At 66.9% G+C, this 19,596-nt stretch carries 15 protein-coding genes; 11 read left to right on the plus strand and 4 right to left on the minus strand.

The window, feature by feature from the left end; translation table 11 throughout:
* Positions 1-58 precede the first annotated feature (58 nt).
* Positions 59-2,689: an AAA family ATPase gene (locus AWC08_RS21765; RefSeq protein ID WP_085088160.1), complete on the minus strand. Its 2,631-nt coding sequence runs from the start codon at positions 2,687-2,689 to the stop codon at positions 59-61.
* Positions 2,686-3,834, minus strand: coding sequence for a metallophosphoesterase family protein (locus tag AWC08_RS21770; RefSeq protein ID WP_069435504.1), 1,149 nt, complete (start codon positions 3,832-3,834; stop codon positions 2,686-2,688). The genes AWC08_RS21765 and AWC08_RS21770 overlap by 4 nt, the downstream gene beginning before the upstream one ends.
* A 265-nt stretch (positions 3,835-4,099) precedes the next feature.
* Between AWC08_RS21770 and AWC08_RS21775 the strand changes: the two genes are divergently transcribed.
* Positions 4,100-4,576 carry a SixA phosphatase family protein gene (locus AWC08_RS21775; protein ID WP_069435505.1) on the plus strand — a complete coding sequence of 159 codons (477 nt, stop codon included), beginning with the start codon at positions 4,100-4,102 and terminating at the stop codon, positions 4,574-4,576.
* An 8-nt stretch (positions 4,577-4,584) separates the two neighbouring features.
* Here the strand turns inward: AWC08_RS21775 and AWC08_RS21780 are convergent, their stop codons facing one another.
* Both AWC08_RS21780 and AWC08_RS21785 read right to left on the minus strand, forming a co-directional pair.
* On the minus strand, positions 4,585-5,127 hold the full coding sequence (locus AWC08_RS21780; protein WP_142283721.1) for a DUF3558 domain-containing protein: 543 nt from the start codon (positions 5,125-5,127) through the stop codon (positions 4,585-4,587).
* A gap of 8 nt (positions 5,128-5,135) precedes the next feature.
* Positions 5,136-5,678 carry a DUF3558 domain-containing protein gene (locus AWC08_RS21785; RefSeq protein ID WP_276077757.1) on the minus strand — a complete coding sequence of 181 codons (543 nt, stop codon included), beginning with the start codon at positions 5,676-5,678 and terminating at the stop codon, positions 5,136-5,138.
* Positions 5,679-5,887: 209 nt separating this feature from the next.
* Here AWC08_RS21785 and AWC08_RS21790 point away from each other — a divergent pair, with 209 nt between their 5' ends.
* The 10 genes from AWC08_RS21790 to AWC08_RS21835 form a co-directional block, all read left to right on the plus strand.
* On the plus strand, positions 5,888-7,636 hold the full coding sequence (locus AWC08_RS21790; RefSeq protein ID WP_085088164.1) for an ABC transporter ATP-binding protein: 1,749 nt from the start codon (positions 5,888-5,890) through the stop codon (positions 7,634-7,636).
* On the plus strand, positions 7,633-9,534 hold the full coding sequence (locus tag AWC08_RS21795) for an ABC transporter ATP-binding protein (RefSeq protein ID WP_142283722.1): 1,902 nt from the start codon (positions 7,633-7,635) through the stop codon (positions 9,532-9,534). The genes AWC08_RS21790 and AWC08_RS21795 overlap by 4 nt, the downstream gene beginning before the upstream one ends.
* A gap of 107 nt (positions 9,535-9,641) precedes the next feature.
* On the plus strand, positions 9,642-10,388 hold the full coding sequence (locus AWC08_RS21800; RefSeq protein WP_069435259.1) for an LppX_LprAFG lipoprotein: 747 nt from the start codon (positions 9,642-9,644) through the stop codon (positions 10,386-10,388).
* Between the two features lie 25 nt (positions 10,389-10,413).
* On the plus strand, positions 10,414-10,782 hold the full coding sequence (locus tag AWC08_RS21805) for a DUF4189 domain-containing protein (RefSeq protein WP_065135646.1): 369 nt from the start codon (positions 10,414-10,416) through the stop codon (positions 10,780-10,782).
* A gap of 125 nt (positions 10,783-10,907) precedes the next feature.
* Positions 10,908-11,618: a C39 family peptidase gene (locus AWC08_RS21810; protein WP_065135647.1), complete on the plus strand. Its 711-nt coding sequence runs from the start codon at positions 10,908-10,910 to the stop codon at positions 11,616-11,618.
* Between the two features lie 185 nt (positions 11,619-11,803).
* Entirely contained in the window at positions 11,804-12,526 is a 723-nt protein-coding gene (locus AWC08_RS21815) for a C39 family peptidase (protein WP_065135648.1), read from the plus strand.
* Positions 12,527-12,807: 281 nt separating this feature from the next.
* Positions 12,808-13,968 carry an ATPase/transcriptional regulator EmbR gene (embR, locus tag AWC08_RS21820; RefSeq protein WP_065135649.1) on the plus strand — a complete coding sequence of 387 codons (1,161 nt, stop codon included), beginning with the start codon at positions 12,808-12,810 and terminating at the stop codon, positions 13,966-13,968.
* 372 nt (positions 13,969-14,340) lie between these two features.
* Entirely contained in the window at positions 14,341-16,173 is a 1,833-nt protein-coding gene (locus tag AWC08_RS21825) for a serine/threonine-protein kinase (RefSeq protein ID WP_085088167.1), read from the plus strand.
* Between the two features lie 45 nt (positions 16,174-16,218).
* Entirely contained in the window at positions 16,219-17,934 is a 1,716-nt protein-coding gene (locus tag AWC08_RS21830; protein ID WP_069435258.1) for a serine/threonine-protein kinase, read from the plus strand.
* Between the two features lie 74 nt (positions 17,935-18,008).
* The coding region (locus AWC08_RS21835; protein WP_142283723.1) for an FHA domain-containing protein at positions 18,009-19,596 on the plus strand (1,588 nt) is incomplete at its 3' end.

Below are 19,596 nucleotides of genomic sequence, written 5' to 3' on the forward strand. Positions count from 1 at the left end.
GGTCGGGCGCTGCGGATCAGCAACATTTGCCGAGTGTATTCCCGCCTGGTCGTCAGCACTATGCGTTCAGATCGATGCGATGCGCACCCGTGACACCGCCGTATCTGGTGGGACTGCAGGTCAGCACGATCACCTGTCCGTGCGCGCCAACGCTGTCGAACACCTCGCTCATCCTCGTCAGCCGGTCCGGGTCGGTAAATCCCAGAGCATCGTCGACGACGACGGGGACAGCGTCCTCTTTGGCGACCAACGCTGCCCCGGCCAACCTCGCCAGAATCCCGAGTTGTTCTTTAGCCCCGCCCGACAGGGACTCATAGGGCACGGTAACCCCACCCAGAGTGCGGTTGAGGATCCGTAGATCGCTGTCCACGTCGACCTCGAACGTCGGCCCGAACACCGGGCGACCGAGGCGTTGCAGCTCGGCACGGTAGGGCTCCACGTACCGCTTGCGGGTGTCGTCGCGGTGCCGGCACATCACCTCCCGCAGCAGCTGTGCGGCCCTGGCGCGATCGCCCACCCGGGTGTGCTGGCTGGTGGCGTGCTCCAGTTCGATCTCGGCGGCGTCGAGCCTTCCTTTTCGGCCCTCGGTGCGCAGCACCGCAAGCTCGATGCTGATCTCCTGCAACGCGGCGTTCGCGGCGTCGCGCCGCTCGCGCACCGACTCGGCCAGCTGCCGAGCTTCGGCGAGTTCGGCGGCGACCGTGTCCGGCTTCGCCGTGGCCAGGGCCCGGTCCAGTTCGGCCGCACGAAGCTCGGCGGCGTGCGCCGCCTGACGCTCGGCTTCAGCGTTGGCCGCGAGGGCCTCGTCGCTCACAGCGGCCCGCTCCCGGGCCAGCCGGGTCACCGCCGCGTCGAGCTCGGCACGCTGGGTGGCCGCGTCGTTTGCCAATACCGCTGCGCGCGTGGCGGCCTCGGCGAGGTGACGGGCAGCGGCTGTGGCGAGTTGGCGCCGGTTCTCACATTCGGCCTGTGCCGCGGCGCGGGCCGTCTCGGCCTCGTCGCGTTCGGCGCGGGCACTGGCCGTATCGCTGGAGAACAGATCGGGTTCGGCGGGTTGATCGGCCTGAAGCTGTGCCAACCTGGATCGCAGTTTCTCGGCGTCTTCCCCACCGCACAGACCGACCAGCGTTGCGCTGAGTCGATCGCGGTTGCTCTGCAGTTCACGTCGGCGTTGGTGAGCAGACCGTGCCGTAGCGACGTCGGCTACCCCTGCCGCCTCCAAGGCGGCACTGAGTTCGTGTTGTGCTGCAACATACTTGGCCCGAACATCCAGTGCGGTAGCCCCCGGGGTGATCCGGGCGGTCAGCACGCCGGCGACGTCCACGTCGGTGGGCCCGGTAGCGGTGATCGACCAACTGTGTCCAGCCGGCAGCGCGACCCGCTCACCGCGCACCGCCAACTCGAGGTCGGCGCCAGCAGTGACTTCCAGCACGGCGGAGACCATCTCGAGCTGGTCGCCGGCCCGATCGACGGATGCGCCAGCCTGCTCGATGCGGTGCAGCATCTCATCGGTGAGGACCATCCCGGACAGTTCCTGATCGATGGGATCGAATTCGCGTTGAATCTCGTCGATTTTGGACAGCCGGGCACTCACCCGGTCGGTTTCCTCGCGCTCGGCGATTTTGTCCAGGGCGCGGCGCGCGGCTTCGGTGCGATCTTGCGCGGCCGCCAGGACCGCAACCGCCTCTTGGGCCGCGGCCTCGCAGGCGGCGGCTGCCCGGGCGGCCGCCGCCTGCTGCCCGGCCGCGTCTTCGGCTTGGGCGACCAATGCGGAGATTGCCGCTGCGCGCGAATCGATTTCGTCGATCAACGCCAGGCGCCCAGCGTGCGCAGCGGCCGACGCGGCGCATGTTGCCGAAGCAGCGGCGGCGATCAATTTTGCTTCGCGCACCTGATCGGTAAGCGCCTTGACTTGGTCGGCAGCGGCCAGTGCTGCGGCCAGTCGCGGCCCGATGCCGGCACAATCCAGCGCGAGCTCCGCTGATTGGCGAGTGAGCTCGGCGTGGCGATGCACGCGATCGTCGACCTCGGCCATCGCCTTTGCGCATTCCGCGACCGCAGCCTTGGCGGCGTCCAGTCGGGCCCGCGCGGCTGACCACTCCCCGGTCGGACGGCCAGTTCCGGTGAAGTAACGCGCGTATTCCGCGTCGATCCGCTCGATGAGCAGCGGCTCAGTACCCGACAGCGCGGCGTCACCAACGGATTGCGAGGCGGCGATGTCGAGCGCACGCGACAACGCATCGCAGCCCGACAGATCCACCGCCGCGGTCGACGCGGCCTGCAAGACGCGCTGGGCGCGCCACAGCTCGGTGTCGACCGTCTCGGCCAGCATCGCGCGAACTCGCTCGTGGGCCTCGTCGCCGGTGAGTTGTTCACGGCGCGGCGCCAGCACCGTCAACTCGGTCTCACACTTCTTGTGAAACCGCTTGCGATACACGAAACGATAAGAGCCACTGCTGATTTCCGCGGTGACTTCGGAGCCGACATCAGCGTTGGCCGGTTTGACCTGCTTGACATCCTTCTTTGTCGAGCGGTCCTTGGATTCCAGGAGCAGATCCAGCGCCTCGATCATCGACGACTTGCCGATTTCGTTGGGTCCGCAGACCACCACGACACCGTGGTCGGGGAACTCGATCTCCCGGTGGGCGATGCCGCGGTAGTTAGTCAGGACCAGCCGGTGCAGCTTCATGCCGCACCCCGGTCGGCCAGCCGCAGCAGCAGGGCTAATGCCGCCTGCGCATCGGCAGAGTCGTCGACCCCTGCGCGGGCCGTCGCGACCAGTTCCTTGACCGCCGAGGCGGCGAAACCGCCGATGCCAAGGTCGTCGAACTCTCCGTCGGCGGGTACGACGGCCAGATCGGTATGCCGTTCCCACCGGCCCAGCCAGGCGAACAACCGGGAATACCTGTCCAGACAGGCGTCGAGCGCCGCACGGTCGGTGACCGTCAACGAACCCGTCAGCGCCAGGCGCACCACCGTGCGGTCTTTATCGGGCATGAGGTCCAGGTTCAAATCCAGATCGGCGATACACCGGCTGGTGTCGACTTGGTTGTGCAACGTGACGAAGCGCCAGCGGCCGATGCGGCGGGGCTCCACGGTGACCGGGCGTTGCGGATCGCTCTCGTCGACATCGACGATCAGCACATGGCCGGGCCGGGCCTCGACATCGTCATAGTTGGTGACCTCCGGCGAACCCGGGTACCAGACCCGGCCAGTGTCCCCGACCTGGGTGAGCGAATGCTTGTCACCGAGAGCCACATAGTGGATCACGTTGTCCAATAACGCCTTCTCGACGTTGCCGAGCCTGATCAACGATGGCTTGTCACGGTCGGGATCGAGCACGTCCACGCCGCCGTGGGCGACCAGTACGCGGGTGCTGCCGTCGGCCGGCAGGCCGTCGAGGACGTCGGCCACCAGATCCGTGGTGGGGGCCTTGGACCGCCATGGGGCCGCCACGATCTGGACGCCGGGGCGTATCTCGTGCGCGCCGGCGCGGTCGAGCACGACTACGTTGTCCGGGCATTCGGAGGTGAACAGCGCCCCGGTGTAGACCGACGACGCATCCAGCGGGTCATGATTTCCGGGCAGAAGGTAGACCGGAATACCGATGGCGCGCATAGCTTCCAGCGACTGGCCGACGACCTGCGGGGCCAGCTGGTTGTGCTCGAAGACATCGCCGGACACCACGACGAACTCCGCACCGACGTCAGTCGCCAGCTCGCCGAGGGCGGCCACCGCGTCACGGCGGGCTGCCGAATAACGGGGCTGGGCATCACCGGCAAGGAAGTGCCGAGTCATGCCCAGTTGCCAGTCAGCGGTGTGCAGGAACCGCATGGCGTCGACCCCCTTCTTCAGGCGTTATCGGTGTTGCATCGGGAGTGTAGGGCTGGGTCCCGACAAGTCCGGGGACGTCGGTCGGAGGGTCTGGTCTTGGGTGGCCAAGCTCCTGGCCCAGCGGTCACCCAGGGCGGTCCGCCACGAGCGTGCGCCCAAGTACGCAGACACGCCGCTGAAGGCGTCATTTTGCGCACGTTGGCCGCAAACCGGCCGCCGGACTGGTTACCGTGGGCCGGTGGACGAACGGCGCACCTTAATTCTGATGCGACATGGGAAGTCGGCATATCCCGACGGCGTGCCGGATCATGAGCGACCGTTGGCCCCGCGCGGTGAGCGCGAGGCCCGATTGGCAGGCGACTGGCTGCGCGCCAGCACGCCCGCCATCGATGCCGTGCTGTGCTCGACAGCCACTCGCACCCGGGAAACCCTGTTGTGCACCGGCATCGACGCGCCCGCGCAGTTTCTCGGGAGGTTGTACGGCGCGACCCCGGGCACGGTGATCGACGAGATCAACCGAGTCGGCGACGATGTCGCCACCCTGCTGATTGTCGGACATGAACCGACGACATCGTCGGTGGCGCTGATCCTCGCGGACCCAGCCGGCAGCAATATGGCCGCGGCCGAGAGCATCTCGGAAAAGTACCCCACCTCAGCGATCGCCGTACTCGACGTCCCTGGCCGATGGACGGACGTGGAGCCGGGCAGCGCCGCACTGGTCGAATTCCACGTGCCGCGCTAGACCAGACGCTAGGCGTTGGTGGCGAGCGTCAATTCCATCAGCTTGAGGGCCTGCCCGCACGCGTCGATTCCCGGCGCCTGCGGATTGATCCACCAGCCGACCACACCCGCAGCGTCGCTGGCCACACCGCAGGCCCCATTGGGATCATTGGGCCGCATCACAATCGAGTCGATGCCCTGGATCGAGCGAGTCTCGACCTGGTACTTCAGTCCCTCGGCGACCTTGCGCTCGTTGCTCAGGCTGCCCTGCTCGAACCAGAAGCGGGTGATGTCGATCAGCCCGGCCGGATTGGCCGCCTGCCAGCGGCAGATGGCCCCGACGAACGTGCTCTGGATGTCGAGCGGGTCGGCCCCCACGGTTTTGGCCAGAATGTCGGTGGTGAGGACCTCGCACTCCTTGAGCAGGTTCGGATATTGCCGCTCGGAGTTGTCATTGCGCGGCACCCCGGCGCCACCCGCCTTCATCGCCTTGCCGTCGACTGACCGGGAGCAACCGGTCAGCACCACCAAGACGGCGATCAGCACCGCTGTCACTGTCTGGAAAGCACGCATCGGCCGCCTCATTTGGAATTCGCAATCGACTGGCGGGCCAATTCCTTGGCGATGTCGCAGGCCGGTGGGAAGGGCTTCTGGCTGAAGCTCACCGACCATTCGATGAAGTCGTCGGAGAACTGGATCCCGACCTCACACAGCGAGTCGCCCAGGGCGGGCTCATTGCCGACGGCGATGAAGCCACTATGACCGTTGATGTTGATGTCCTCGACGCTGGCCCGGGAAAGCTCTTCGGTCTTGCGTTCACGCCCGATCGGGCTGCCGCGGTACCAGGAGAAGGAGAAGTGCGGTCCCGAGATCCCGCCGCCGGCCAGCCACTGGCAGCCCACGGAATTCTTGGCGGTGTTGACCAGCCCTGAGATCTTGGTCAGCTGCGTCACCGTTTCGTCGGTGACCCCCCCGCACTGCGGGAAGAACGGTCCATGCTTGCCTTCGGCGCCCCCCGAACTCGACGGGACCGGCCCACCCGGCTTGTTGTCACCGGAACCGGAGCATCCCGCGACTCCTGAGACCAGAGCCGCGACGGCACTGAAAGCCGCGACCTGCGTCAACCAATTACGCCGCACGAGTACCTACCATTACCTACCACTTCTCAAGGTTCTCAAGGCTGCTGCCGCTCCACACGATGCACTGTAGCCGCAGCCCCGTGGGTCAACCACCGACACGCCACCTGATCAGGCGTTTCGGCAGTACACGCGGGCCCGGGCCGGGTCTGCTGGCGCGCAGCACCGGCGGCTACCGGGTGTGACACAGTTACCCCATGCTCCTGGCACTGCTGCGCCAGTACATCCTGCCGTATCGCGCGCTGGTGGCGGCATTGATGGTCCTGCAGTCCGTCAGCACCCTCGCGTCGCTGTACCTTCCCACGGTCAACGCAGCCATCATCGACGACGGGGTTTCCAAAGGCGACGCTGCCACCATCATGCGGCTGGGGGCGGTGATGCTGGTCGTCACCGGGGTGCAGGCGTTGTGCGCGGTGGGAGCCACCTACTTCGGCTCCCGCACCGGAACAGGCTTCGGCCGGGACCTGCGCGCCGCGATGTTCGACCACGTCCTGCGCTTCTCCGAACACGAGACCGCGCGCTTCGGGGCGCCAACGTTGTTGACCCGCAGCACCAACGATGTGCGGCAGATCGTGTTCCTGGTTCAGACGAGCGCCACAGTGCTGGTCACGGCCCCGATCATGTGCATCGGCGGCGTCGTCATGGCCGTCCACCAGGAGGCGGCGCTGACCTGGCTACTACTGGTCAGCGTTCCGGTGATGGCGGTGGCCAACTACTGGATCATCTCCCACATGCTGCCGCTGTTTCGCAGCATGCAACGACTGATCGACGGCATCAACCGGGTGCTGCGCGACCAGCTCTCCGGCGTGCGGGTGGTCCGTGCCTTCACCCGGGAAGGTTTCGAGCGCGACAGGTTCGCCGGTGCCAACATGGCGCTGTCGAATGCCGCACTGGGCGCGGGCAACTGGCAGGCGCTGATGCTGCCGGTGACCACCCTGACCATCAACCTGTCCAGTGTCGCGCTGATCTGGTTCGGCGGGCTGCGCATCGACGCGGGCCAGATGCAGGTGGGCTCGTTGATCGCGTTCCTGGCCTACTTCGCCCAGATTCTGATGGCCGTGCTGATGGCGACGATGACGCTGGTCGTGCTGCCACGGGCGTCCGTGTGCGCCGAACGCATCACCGAAGTACTGTCCACCACGCCGGCCATCCAGAACCCGCCGCAGCCCCGGTATCCGCCCCATCCGATCAGCGGCCTGGTGCGCCTGGACGGCGTCACGTTCACCTATCCAGGCGCGGACGACCCGGTGTTGCAGGACATTTCGCTGACCGCCCGGCCCGGCACCACCACCGCGATCGTCGGCAGCACCGGGTCGGGCAAGTCCACCCTGGTGTCGTTGATCTGCCGCCTGTACGACGCCACCGCCGGCAGCATCACGATCGACGGCATCGACGTCCGTGACTACGACACTGAGCGGCTGTGGTCGGCGATCGGATTGGTACCCCAGCGCGGCTACCTGTTCACCGGCACCGTCGCCGACAACCTGCGGTACGGCGCGGCGCCCGGCCAGTCGGTCACCGACGAGCAGATGTGGGAGGCGCTGCGCATCGCTGCTGCAGCCGAATTCGTACGTCCGCACGGTTTGCAGATGCGCGTCGCGCAGGGGGGTGTCAACTTCTCCGGTGGCCAGCGCCAGCGATTGGCGATCGCACGCGCCGTCATCCGCCGCCCGGCGATCTATCTGTTCGACGACGCGTTCTCCGCTCTCGACGTCCACACCGACGCCCAGGTTCGAAAGGCGCTGCGCGAGGAGGCCGGTGGTGCGACCATAATCGTTGTCACACAGCGCATTTCCACCGCTGCACAGGCTGACAAGGTGATCGTGGTCGACAAGGGCAGGGTCGTCGGCGCGGGCGGCCACGACGCGTTGCTCACCGAGTGCCCCACCTACGCCGAGTTCGCCACCTCGCAAGCGGTGAGCGCCGCGGCGGGGGGCAGCCAGTGAACGCGCCGATGAGCGCCCGCCCCCGCGGCGCGGCGCCGGCGCCGCCCAACTTGCGCTCGCGCGACTTCTGGGGGTCGGCGCGCCGTCTGCTCGGACGGCTGACGCCACATCGACGGTTGAGCCTCGGCGTCATCTCGCTGGGGATTGTCGGCACCGCTATCGCGGTGGTCGTGCCGAGAATCCTCGGCCACGCAACCGATCTGCTGTTCAACGGCGTGATCGGCCGCGGACTGCCGTCGGGCACCACCAAGGCCCAGGCCGTAGCGGCGGCCCGGGCGCGCGGTGACAACGCCTTCGCGGACCTGTTGTCCGGAATGAACGTCATACCTGGCCAGGGTGTCGACTTCAGCGCCGTAGCACGCACCCTGACACTGGCGCTGGTGCTGTATGTCGTTGCGGCGGGCATGCTTTGGGGTCAGGCCCGACTGCTCAACATCACCGTGCAGCGGACCATCACACGGTTGCGCGCTGACGTGGAGGACAAACTGCACCGCCTGCCGTTGTCCTATTTCGATCGGCAACAGCGCGGCGAACTTCTCAGCCGGGTGACCAACGACATCGACAACATGCAGACCTCCTTGTCGATGACGATCAGCCAACTGGTGACGTCGATCCTCACCGTGTTCGGCGTGCTGGTCATGATGGCGTGGATCTCGCCGCTGCTGGCCGTGATCACCGTGGCCACAGTGCCGCTTTCGCTGTGGGTGACCCGCGCGATCACCCGCCGTTCCAAGCAGTTGTTCATGGCTCACTGGACCAGTACCGGGCGCCTCAACGCCCACATCGAGGAGACCTACAGCGGCTTCACGGTGGTCAAGACATTCGGCCACCAGGCCGCCGCGCGCGCCCAGTTCCACCAGCTCAACGACGACGTCTACCAGGCCAGCTTCGGCGCCCAGTTCTTCTCTGGATTGGTCTCCCCGGCAACGGGATTCATCGGCAACCTGGGCTACGTCGCGGTCGCCGTGGTCGGTGGCCTGCAGATCGCCGCGGGGCAGATCACCCTGGGCAGCATCCAGGCGTTCATTCAGTACGTGCGGCAGTTCAACACACCGGTGGGGCAGGTGGCCGGAATGTACAACACCCTGCAGTCCGGGGTGGCCAGCGCCGAGCGGGTATTCGATCTGCTCGACGAGCCGGAGGAACCGCCAGACGCCGAGGTCGTGGCACTTTCACCGGGACCCGGACGGGTCGAGTTCGAACACGTGAGCTTCGCCTACCGCCCCGGCCATCCGGTGATTCACGACCTGTCGCTGGTGGCCGAACCGGGCAGCACGGTGGCGATCGTCGGACCGACCGGAGCCGGCAAGACGACGTTGGTGAACCTGCTGATGCGGTTCTACGACGTCGATTCGGGCCGGATTCTGATCGACGACACCGATATCGCCAGCCTGAACCGCCAGGCGCTGCGTTCGCGCATCGGGATGGTGTTGCAGGACACCTGGCTCTTCGACGGGACTATCGAGGAGAACATCGCCTACGGCCGTCCCGACGCCAGCCCCGCCGAAATCGTGGCGGCGGCACAGGCGGCCTACGTCGACCGTTTCGTCCACACCCTGCCGGCCGGCTATCAGACCCCGATCAGCGGGGGCGGTGGCAACATCAGCGTCGGCGAGAAACAACTCATCACCATCGCCCGGGCTTTCCTGGCCCGTCCGCAGCTGCTGATCCTGGACGAAGCCACCAGCTCCGTAGACACTCGCACCGAACTCCTGATCGCGCGGGCCACCCGCGAACTGCGTCGCGATCGAACGAGTTTCATTATCGCCCATCGCCTTTCGACTATTCGCGAGGCCGATCTGATCGTGGTCGTGCAGGCCGGCCGGATCGTCGAACGGGGCAGTCACGCCGAACTGCTGGCCCACCGCGGCGCCTATTACGAGATGACGCGGGCCTGAGCGGGCCGCTCACAGCGTCCTCAAATGATCAGCGGGTTCGGCGCGGTAGCGCCTGGGCGTCACTAAGCTCGGTAACCGGCTGTCGGGCCAAACATTAGGAGATGTCGATGAAGCTTCCGCCTCGTGTCCACCGGCAACTGATCGGCGCGGTCGCTGTCGCGTTGGCCGTCGTCCTCAGCATCGGCGCATGCGGAAGCAAAGCCTCCAACGGCGCGAAAAGCCCCGGGAGCACGGCCAATGCCACCAGCGGTGAGGCGGCGACCCTGCTCAAGCAGGCCGCTGAGGTGATGCGCAAGACCACCAGCATGCACGTGAGCGTCACGGTCGACGGTGAGGTGCCCAACATCCGCGTCACCAAGCTCGAGGGCGACGTTTCCAACACGCCCCAGACGGTCGCCACCGGCGTCGCCACGGTGCTCGTGGGCAGCAAGAGCGAACAAGCCCAGTTCGTCTTCGTCGACGGGCACCTCTACTCGGATCTGGGACAGCCCGGCACCTACACCGACTTCGGCAGCGGCGCCTCGATCTACAACGTGTCGGTGTTATTGGAGCCCGACAAGGGCCTGGCGAACCTGGTGGCCAATCTCAAGAACGCGGCGGTGGCCGGTAGCCAGCAGGTCAACGGCGTCGCCACCACTAAGATCACCGGCAATTCCGCTGCCTCCGATATCGCGACGCTGGCCGGCACCCGGGTGACCGACGAGAGCGTCTCGACGGTGCCCACCACCGTCTGGACCGCGTCGGACGGCTCCTCTCATCTGGTCCAGCTCCAGGTCTCCCCCAGTCCCAATACCTCGGTGACGTTGACCATGTCCGACTGGGGCAAACAGGTCACCGCCACCAAACCCGTCTAGCGCCGGCCCTGCGAAAGGATTCACCATGACGACGACCACCCGTCGACGGCGGCTAGCGGTCGCCGCCGCCCGCGTGGCTACCGCCGCCGCCCTGGCAGTCGCCCTGTCCCCGACCGCCTCGGCGAGTGACTCCTACGGCGCGATCGCGTACTCCGCCAACGGCTCGTGGGGGCGATCGCACGCTTATCCCACCAAGGCGGCAGCCGAGGCGACGGCGGTGAAGTCCTGCGCCTACCCCGACTGCAAAGTGCTGACCACCTTTACCGCGTGCGGGGCCGTCGCGGCCAAAGACCACGAATACAAGGGCGGGGTGGGCCCCGATCTGAGTGCTGCGATGAAAGACGCCCTGAGCAAGCTGCCCGGCGGATACATCGACACCTGGGCCTGCAACTGACCGGCGCCTGCCTCAGATCACTCCAAGAATTCGTAGAGATAACAAAAAGGCCACCGTCCGAATCTTTGCTCATCACGGCATCCGCGCCGAGCGGAGCCAGAAATCTATGAGTAAAGGACACGACCATGAAGAGCCTGAAGGTCTCCTCGATCGCAAAGACCGCCCTGTTCGCCCTGGCAGCCAGTGTCGTCGCGGTGGGACTTTCGAGCCCCGCCGAGGCCGGGACCGGCACCATGTACGGCGACCCGACCTCCGTCGCCCAGTACTGGCGTCACCAGAACTATGACGACTGCGCCATCATGTCCAGCGCCGACGTGGTCGGACAGATCACCGGCAAGCTGCCTTCGGAGCGGTCCATCATCAAGGTCGCCCAGTCCACTCCCAGCACCTCGCACCCGGGTTCGATCTACGTCAAGCCCGCCGACAAGAACGACCCCAACTCCGGCATGGGAACCGACCCGGACGACTTGCCGACGTTGTTGGCGCACTACGGGATTCACGCCACCAATACCGATGAGGACACGGCCGGCAAGACCGGCGTCGCCACCGGCATGGAGGCCCTCGAGCAGTACCTCGGCAGCGGTCATGCCGTCATCGTCGGACTCAACGCCGAGATGATCTGGAACCAGCCCATCGAGAACAAGGGCAAGGACGGTCAGCCGCGCGCCGACCACGCCGTGGTGGTGATCGGAGTCGACACCGCCAAAGGCATCGTGCACCTCAACGACAGCGGCAGCAAGGACGGCAAGGACGAGCAGATCCCGATGGCCGTCTTCACCAAGGCCTGGGCCACCAGCCACAACTTCATGAGCGTCACCCAGGAGACGCGTAAGTGATCACGCTGAGTTGATCAAGGCGGGCAGCCACCCACTCGGGCGGCTGCCCGCCTCTGGTCTGTCGCACTGCGCATCAAGACATTTCAGCACGGCCCGGCACTCCAAGAATTCGTAGAGATAACAGCTAGGTCTCCCACGGAACCTTTACTCAACACCCGCCGCCGCGGGACGAGAAAAGGACAACCATGACCAACAAGATCGCCGCCGTCGCCAGGACGGCCCTGCTGGCCCTGTTGACCATCGCAGCCGCGGGATCATTGGCGCTGGGGCTGGCCGGCCCCGCTGAAGCGTCCGCGGGCGGCATCGTCTACGGCGACCCCACGGCGGCCGCCAAGTGGTGGCGCCTGCAGAAGTATGACGACTGCGCCATCATGGCCACCGCCGACGTCGTCGGCCAGATGACCGGCAGCGAACCGTCGGAGCACGCCATCATCGAGGTGGCCCAGTCGACGCCCAGCACCAGGCACCCCGGCTCGATTTACATCCAGCCCGCCAACCCGCAAGACCCGAATTCCGGCAACGGCACGAACCGACTGGACCTCCCGACGCTGCTCGCGCACTACGGCGTCGGCTCGAAGACGACCGACGACGACGAAGCTGCCAGGAGCGGCATCGCCACGGGCATGGACGCGCTCAAGCACTACCTGGGCAGCGGCCACGCCGTCATCGTGAGCCTCAACGCCGAAATGATCTGGGGTGAACCAATTGAGAGCAAGGACGACGCAGGCAACCCGGTGTCCGACCATGCGGTGGTGGTGACCGGCGTGGATACCCGCAAGGGCGTCGTGCACCTCAATGACAGTGGCAACGAAAAGGGCCGCGACGAGCAGATCCCACTGGACCTGTTCGCCAGAGCATGGGCCACCAGCCACCATTTCCTGCTGTACACCGTGGCCACTGTCAAATGACGGCCCGCCCCGAGCGCGTGTTGCGCTGTACCACAGCACAATTCGGACAAACACCGAGGATCACGGTGACCGCACCGGCATCTCGCGGGACCGGCCGACGACCCCGAATCGAAGACGTGCCGGCGCAGGGTTGGTGCGAATTCACAGCCGTGGCAGCAGAATGACACGCTGTATGGAACCCGCAGTAACACGACTGACAGCGATCAGGACACAATAATGAGGAAGGTCGCCGTACTGGCACCTCGGTATTCGACAGGCGTCGGAGCCGCGGCAGACCTGGAATGGCTGGGAGCGCGATGATGGACGCACATCTCGAGTTCGGTGTGCTCGGCCCGCTGGAGATGAAAATCGACCGGGCCCTGGTGCCCCTGGGCACCCCCAAGCAGCGGGCCGTGCTGGCGATGCTGGTGATCAACCGGAACCGGCCCGTCGGGGTCGACACGCTGATCACCGCGCTGTGGGATGAATGGCCGCCGTCGGGGGCGCGTGCCAGCATCCACTCCTACGTGTCCAACCTGCGCAAGCTGGTCGGCGCCTCCGGGGTCGACCCCCGCCTGGTGCTCGCTGCGGCACCACCGGGCTACCGGCTCACCATCCCCGAAAACACCTGCGATCTGGGCCGGTTCATCGCCGAGAAGACCGCGGGTGTGCATGCCGCCGCGTCGGGCAGCTTCGAAGAGGCCAGTCGGCATCTGTCGGCGGCGCTCAAGGAGTGGCGCGGACCGGTGCTCGATGACCTGCGGGACTTCCCGTTCGTCGACTCATTCGCCACCGCGCTGGTGGAGGACAAGATCATCGCGCACACCGCGAAAGCGGAGGCCGAGATCGCGTGCGGCCGGGCATCCGCGGTGATCACCGAACTCGAGGCACTGACCGTGGAGCATCCCTACCGGGAGCCGCTGTGGGCGCAGCTGATCACGGCCTACTACCTCACCGACCGCCAGTCCGATGCCCTGAACGCCTACCGCCGGGTGAAAACGACCCTCGCCGACGACCTTGGGATCGACCCCGGCCCGACGCTGCGGGCGCTCAACGAGAAGATCCTGCGCCAGGAGACCCTGGACGTGAAGCAGAACGCCAAAGTGACCGCTGTGGGAACCGTCACCGTCCTGGACAAGCGCACCATGGCCGCGACCCAGAAGGTCGCCGCATATCTGCGCGACGTTGCCACCGGCCGCGACTATCCGCTGCGTTCGGCGGCGACCCGGATCGGCCGCCTCAGCGACAACGACATCGTCCTGGACAGCGCGAACGTCAGCCGCCACCATGCCGTCATCGTCGACACCGGAACCAACTACATCATCAACGACCTGCGGTCCTCCAACGGTGTGCACGTGCGGCACCAGCGGATTCGCACCGCGGCCACCATCCACGACGGCGACCACATCCGGATCTGCGACCACGAGTTCACCTTCCAGATCGCCGCGCATACCCAGGCCTGACGGGCCATGCCGCCGCCAGGTGAATGTGCCAGGGCGGCTTTGACTTCCGTGCTGTGGTGACCCGAGCTTCGCGGTAGCGCTGACATGGGCCGGCCCGGATCCGATCGGCTGCCCCGACTGCGACGGCGTAGCCTTTGGCACAAGACTTTTCGCGATCACCGGCACCGCACCGCGTGTCGGACCCGACCGGTACCGTCACCGTCACGACAACATGTGCGGTTTTTCGGGTCAGGGTGTTGGCAGTCTTATTGGCAAGCGCCCACCGTCCCGATTACCGTCATGGTTGCTGAGGCCGGTGGTTGCGCTCCATGCAATACCTGAAGGCTGTTGATAGTGTCGGCGGGATTCGGGGTTGTCGAGGAGGGATCAGCAATGAGCGAGGCACCAGACTCGCGGGTGGGCTCGATGTTCGGGCCCTACCACCTCAAGCGGTTGCTGGGCCGCGGCGGGATGGGCGAGGTCTACGAGGCCGAGCACACCGTCAAGGAGTGGACGGTGGCCGTCAAGCTGATGACCGCCGAGTTCAGCAAGGACCCGGTGTTCCGCGAGCGCATGAAGCGCGAGGCCCGCATCGCCGGGCGCCTGCAGGAACCCCACGTCGTGCCGATCCACGACTACGGCGAGATCGACGGCCAGATGTACCTCGAAATGCGGATGATCGAGGGCACCGACCTGGACAGCGTGCTCAAACGCTTCGGCCCGCTGACCCCGCCGCGCGCGGTCGCGATCATCACCCAGATCGCCTCGGCGCTGGATGCCGCCCACGCCGCCGGTGTCATGCACCGCGACGTCAAACCCCCCAACATCCTGGTCACCCGCGACGACTTCGCCTACCTGGTCGACTTCGGCATCGCCAGCGCCACCACCGACGAAAAGCTCACCCAGCTGGGCACCGCCGTCGGGACCTGGAAATACATGGCGCCAGAACGGTTTTCCAACGACGAAGTCACCTACCGCGCCGACATCTACGCGCTGGCCTGCGTGCTCTACGAATGCCTAACCGGCAGCCCGCCGTACCGCGCCGACAGTGCCACGACGCTGGTGACCGCGCACCTGATGGACCCGGTGCCGCAGGTCAGCGCCGCCCGCGCCGGCATTCCCAAGGGCTTTGACGCGGTCATCGCCCGCGGCATGGCCAAGAAACCCGAGGACCGCTACGCCAGCGCCGGCGACTTCGCCCGGGCCGCGCACGACGCGTTGAGCGACCCGGACCAGGACCACGCGGAGGACATCCTGCGCCGCAGCCGGGAATCGACGCTGCCCGGCACCGCAGTGGCACCCTCGGTGCCCACCGGCGGCACGCCGCCGCCGGTCGCGTCGCCCCCCCAGTACTCACCGCCGCCCGGGTATGGCGACCCGGCCGGCTCGGGGCCACTGCAGCGGCAGTCGCCGACGAGCCCGCCCTCGTGGTCTCCGGCAAGCGGTCCGATTCCGGCCAGTGGGCCCATCCCCGCCCAGGGCCAGCCCACCCAGGCGCCGCAATACTTCGGCCAGAGCGGCGGCTGGGGCGGTGCCCCGTCCGGCCCGCAGCAGCCCGGCCCGCCGGCCTGGAACCAGGGCGGTCCGCCCTCCGGTGGCAAGCGCAGTCCGTGGCCCATCGTGGCCGGCGCGGCGGCCCTTGTGCTGGTGCTCGTGGTTGCCGGAATCGGCATCTGGCTGGCCACCCGTAAGGGCAACAGCACTCCGACGGCCGACACGACCACATCGGCCACCACCAGTTCCGGCAGGGCGACCACCAGCAAGACTTCACCGACGACCACCACCCCGGGCGGTAACCCGCAGAGCAGGTTGCTCTCGATGCTGCCCTCCGGCTACCCCTCGGGAACCTGCACCACCACCACCCCGAAGCCGAACAGCGTGTGGACCGGCACGATCGCCATGGTCGAATGCGGGCAGAACACCAACGAGGGCGGCCCCGGCCACGCGATCTACGGGTTATTCCCCAACCTCGACTCACTGAAGCAGGCGTTCAACGACGACATCGCCGCGGTGCAGCTCGCGAACTGCCCGGGCGAGGGTCCGTCACCGGACGGCTGGCACTACGACCGGGACCCGACGGTCACCGCCGGGATGATCGCGTGCGGAACCTACAAGAACCACCCGAACGTGATCTGGAGCAACGAGGGCAAGCTCATGCTCAACGACGTCTTCGGTGATCCTGCGACGATCGAAGACCTGCACAACTGGTGGATGAAGTACGGCTGATCGAAGTCGGATGCTCAAGCGGCACAACCACATCGGATGGTCGCAATGAGCGGATCACCGGGCTCACGCGCCGGGTCGAAGTTCGGGCCCTATCACCTCAAGCGACTTCTCGGTCGCGGCGGGATGGGCGAGGTCTACGAGGCTGAGCACTCGGGCAAAGGCTGGACCGTCGCGGTCAAGCTGATGTCCGAAACTGTGAGCAGCGACCCGGTATTCCGGGAGCGGATGAAGCGTGAGGCGCGCATCGCAGGCCGGCTGAAGGAACCGCATGTCGTGCCCATCCACGACTACGGCGAGATCGACGGGCAGATGTTCCTGGAGATGCGCCTCATCGAGGGCGTCGACCTCGACAGCCTACTCACCCGCTATGGCCCGTTGCCGGCTCCGCGCGCCGTAGCCGTCATCACTCAGATCGCCTCCGCGCTCGACGCCGCCCACGCCACCGGAGTGATGCACCGCGACGTCAAGCCGCCCAACATCCTGGTCACCCGCGAGGATTTCGCCTACCTGGTGGACTTCGGCATTGCCAGCGCCACCACCGACGCGAAGATCACTCAACTGGGCACCCCGATGGGCACCTGGAAATACATGGCGCCCGAACGGTTTTCCAGCGACGGAGTCACTCACAGCGCCGATATCTACGCGCTGGCCTGCGTGCTGTTCGAGTGCTTGACCGGTAGCGCGCCGTACCCGTCCGACAATGCCGGCGTCCTCATCAGCGCCCACATGATCAATCCCATTCCGCGACCCAGCGCGGCGGGACGCGGGATTCCGAGGTCCCTGGACGCCGTCGTCGCCCGCGGCATGGCCAAGAGACCGGCGGACCGCTACCCCAGCGCCGGGGCCCTGGCGCGGGCCGCCCACCTGGCGCTCAGTCACCCCGACCAGGACCACGCCACCGATATCGTGCGCCGCAGCCAGGAGTCCACGATTCCGGAGAAGTTCCTGAGTCCTCCTCCGGCACAACGCCATCCACAACCGAGTCCGGCCGCCCAAGCGCGACCGCCGGTCGCGGCCGCCGGTCCGGCCGGCCCCCCGCGTCCGATACCCGGCCGACCGGTGGGGCCACCCATGCCGCAGCCGTTCACCGGACCGTGGCGGCACCCCGCCAGCCCGCCTGCGCAGCCACGCTCGCGCAACCCGTGGGCGATTGTCGCCGGCGTTGCCGCAGTCATCCTGGTCGTCATGCTGAGCGGCATCGGCATCTGGGCACTCAGCAAGGACGGCGGCAAACCCAAGTCCGCCGGACAACGTTCCACCACGACGACCCGGAGCACCACGACGACGACGCGGACCACCACGACGCCCACGCCGTCCTCGAGCGCACCGCCGCCGGCCCAGGCCCGGCTGTTGGGCCTGCTCCCTTCGGGCTATCCCGCCGGATCCTGCACGACGGACAGCAAAACCATGCCGGGTGCCCTGGTATCGGTGTCGTGCGGGCAGAACACCGATGCCGACGGACCCAGGCTGTCGGCCTACGGGCTCTTTCCCGACGTCGCGTCCCTGAAGAAGTCGTTCAGCGCCTTCATCACGACCTTCACCATCCAGCAATGCCCCGGCGGCAAGGCCTCGCCAGGCAACTGGTGGCACACCCAGGACCCGAAAACCATCCTCGGCCAGATGGCCTGCGGCATTTACAAAGGCAACGATCCGCAGGTGATGTGGAGCAACGAACAGACGCTCGTCTTCGCACTGGTCGGCGGCAAACGACAGGTACCCACCCTTGACCAGCTGTACAAGTGGTGGGCCAAGCATTCGTGAGCCGGTGGCCGTAGCATTCACGGTCCACAGGAGTGATGATTCGGGGCGGCGTGGTCGGTGTAGCGGAGGCGTAGATGGATGAGGTGGTGGGGGCGCCGGAGCCGGTGGGGTTGCAGGTGCGTGGGGGTGGGCGTGGTTGGGTGGTGGTTCCGGGGCGGGTGTGGACGTTGGGGCGCTCGGGTGAGTCCGATATTCAGTTGGACAATCCGCGGATTTCGCGGGTGCATGCGGTGTTGGAGTCCACCGGGGCGGGGTGGGTGTTGTCCAATCGCAGCAGCAACGGCATGTATGTGGCGGGTGCGCGGGTGGAGCGGGTGGTCATCGACACGCAGCCGGTGACGGTGGTGTTGGGGTCGGCGACCTCCGGAGAGCAGGTGCACTTCGAGCCCGCAGACCGCGGGGGGTCTGCGCCGGTGGCGATCGGGCAGGCCACCACGACGGTGGCCCCGCTACCGCCGCTACCACCGGTACCGGCGGGGCCCGCCGGCGCGGCCTTCGCCGAGACCGCCGAGCTGGCGCTGCCGCCGCTGGGCAGTGACGAACTGGGGCTGGGGGCGCCCTCGGGAGGGACCACCTCGGCGCGGATCCCGACCGCGGTACATGCCATCGACGTCCAGACCGTGAGCATCGGGCGCGCTCCGGAGAACACGGTGGTGTTGCACGACCTGCTGGTCTCGCGCCGCCACGCCCTGCTGCGGCGCACCGGCGCGGGCTGGGAGTTGATCGACAACCACTCAGCCAACGGCACCTACGTCAACGGCACCCGCATCACCCGCGCGGTCATCGGCCCCGCCGACATCGTGGGCATCGGCCACCAACTGCTGCACCTGTCCGGTGACCGCCTCGTCGAATACGTCGACACCGGCGACATCTCCTATGAAGCGGCCAACCTGCACGTCGAAACCGGGCACGGCAAAGTCCTGCTCGATGACATCAGCTTCGTGTTGTCCCAACGCAGCCTGCTAGCCGTCGTCGGGCCCTCCGGGGCCGGCAAATCCACCCTGCTGGGCGCGCTGACCGGCTTTCGCCCCGCCACCACCGGCACCGTGCGCTATGACGACCGCGACCTCTATGACAACTACCCCGAACTGCGCCACCGCATCGGCTTCGTCCCCCAAGACGACATCCTGCACACCCCCCTGACCGTGCGCCGCGCCCTGAACTACGCCGCACGCCTGCGCTTTCCCCACGACGTCACCCCCGCAGAACGCCAACACCGCATCGACGAAGTCCTCACCGAACTCGGCCTGGCCACCCAGGCCGACCAACGCATCGACTCCCTGTCCGGCGGACAACGCAAACGCACCAGCGTCGCCCTGGAACTGCTCACCAAACCCTCCCTGCTGTTCCTGGACGAACCCACCTCCGGCCTGGACCCCGGCTATGAGAAATCGGTCATGCAAACCCTGCGCACCCTGGCCGATGACGGCCGCTCGGTCGTGGTGGTCACCCACAACATCGCCCACCTCAACATGTGCGACCGCCTGCTGGTCCTGGCCCCCGGCGGACGCCTGGCCTACTTCGGCCCACCCCAACAAGCCCTGGCCTACTTCGGCTGCACCGACTTCGCCGACCTGTTCATCCTGCTCGAAAACGACACCGACACCGACTGGACCACCCGCTACCACCACTCCCCCCTACACGCCGCCTTCACCCCCACCC

This window comes from Mycobacterium gordonae (assembly GCF_002101675.1).
Taxonomy (GTDB): Bacteria; Actinomycetota; Actinomycetes; order Mycobacteriales; family Mycobacteriaceae; genus Mycobacterium; species Mycobacterium gordonae.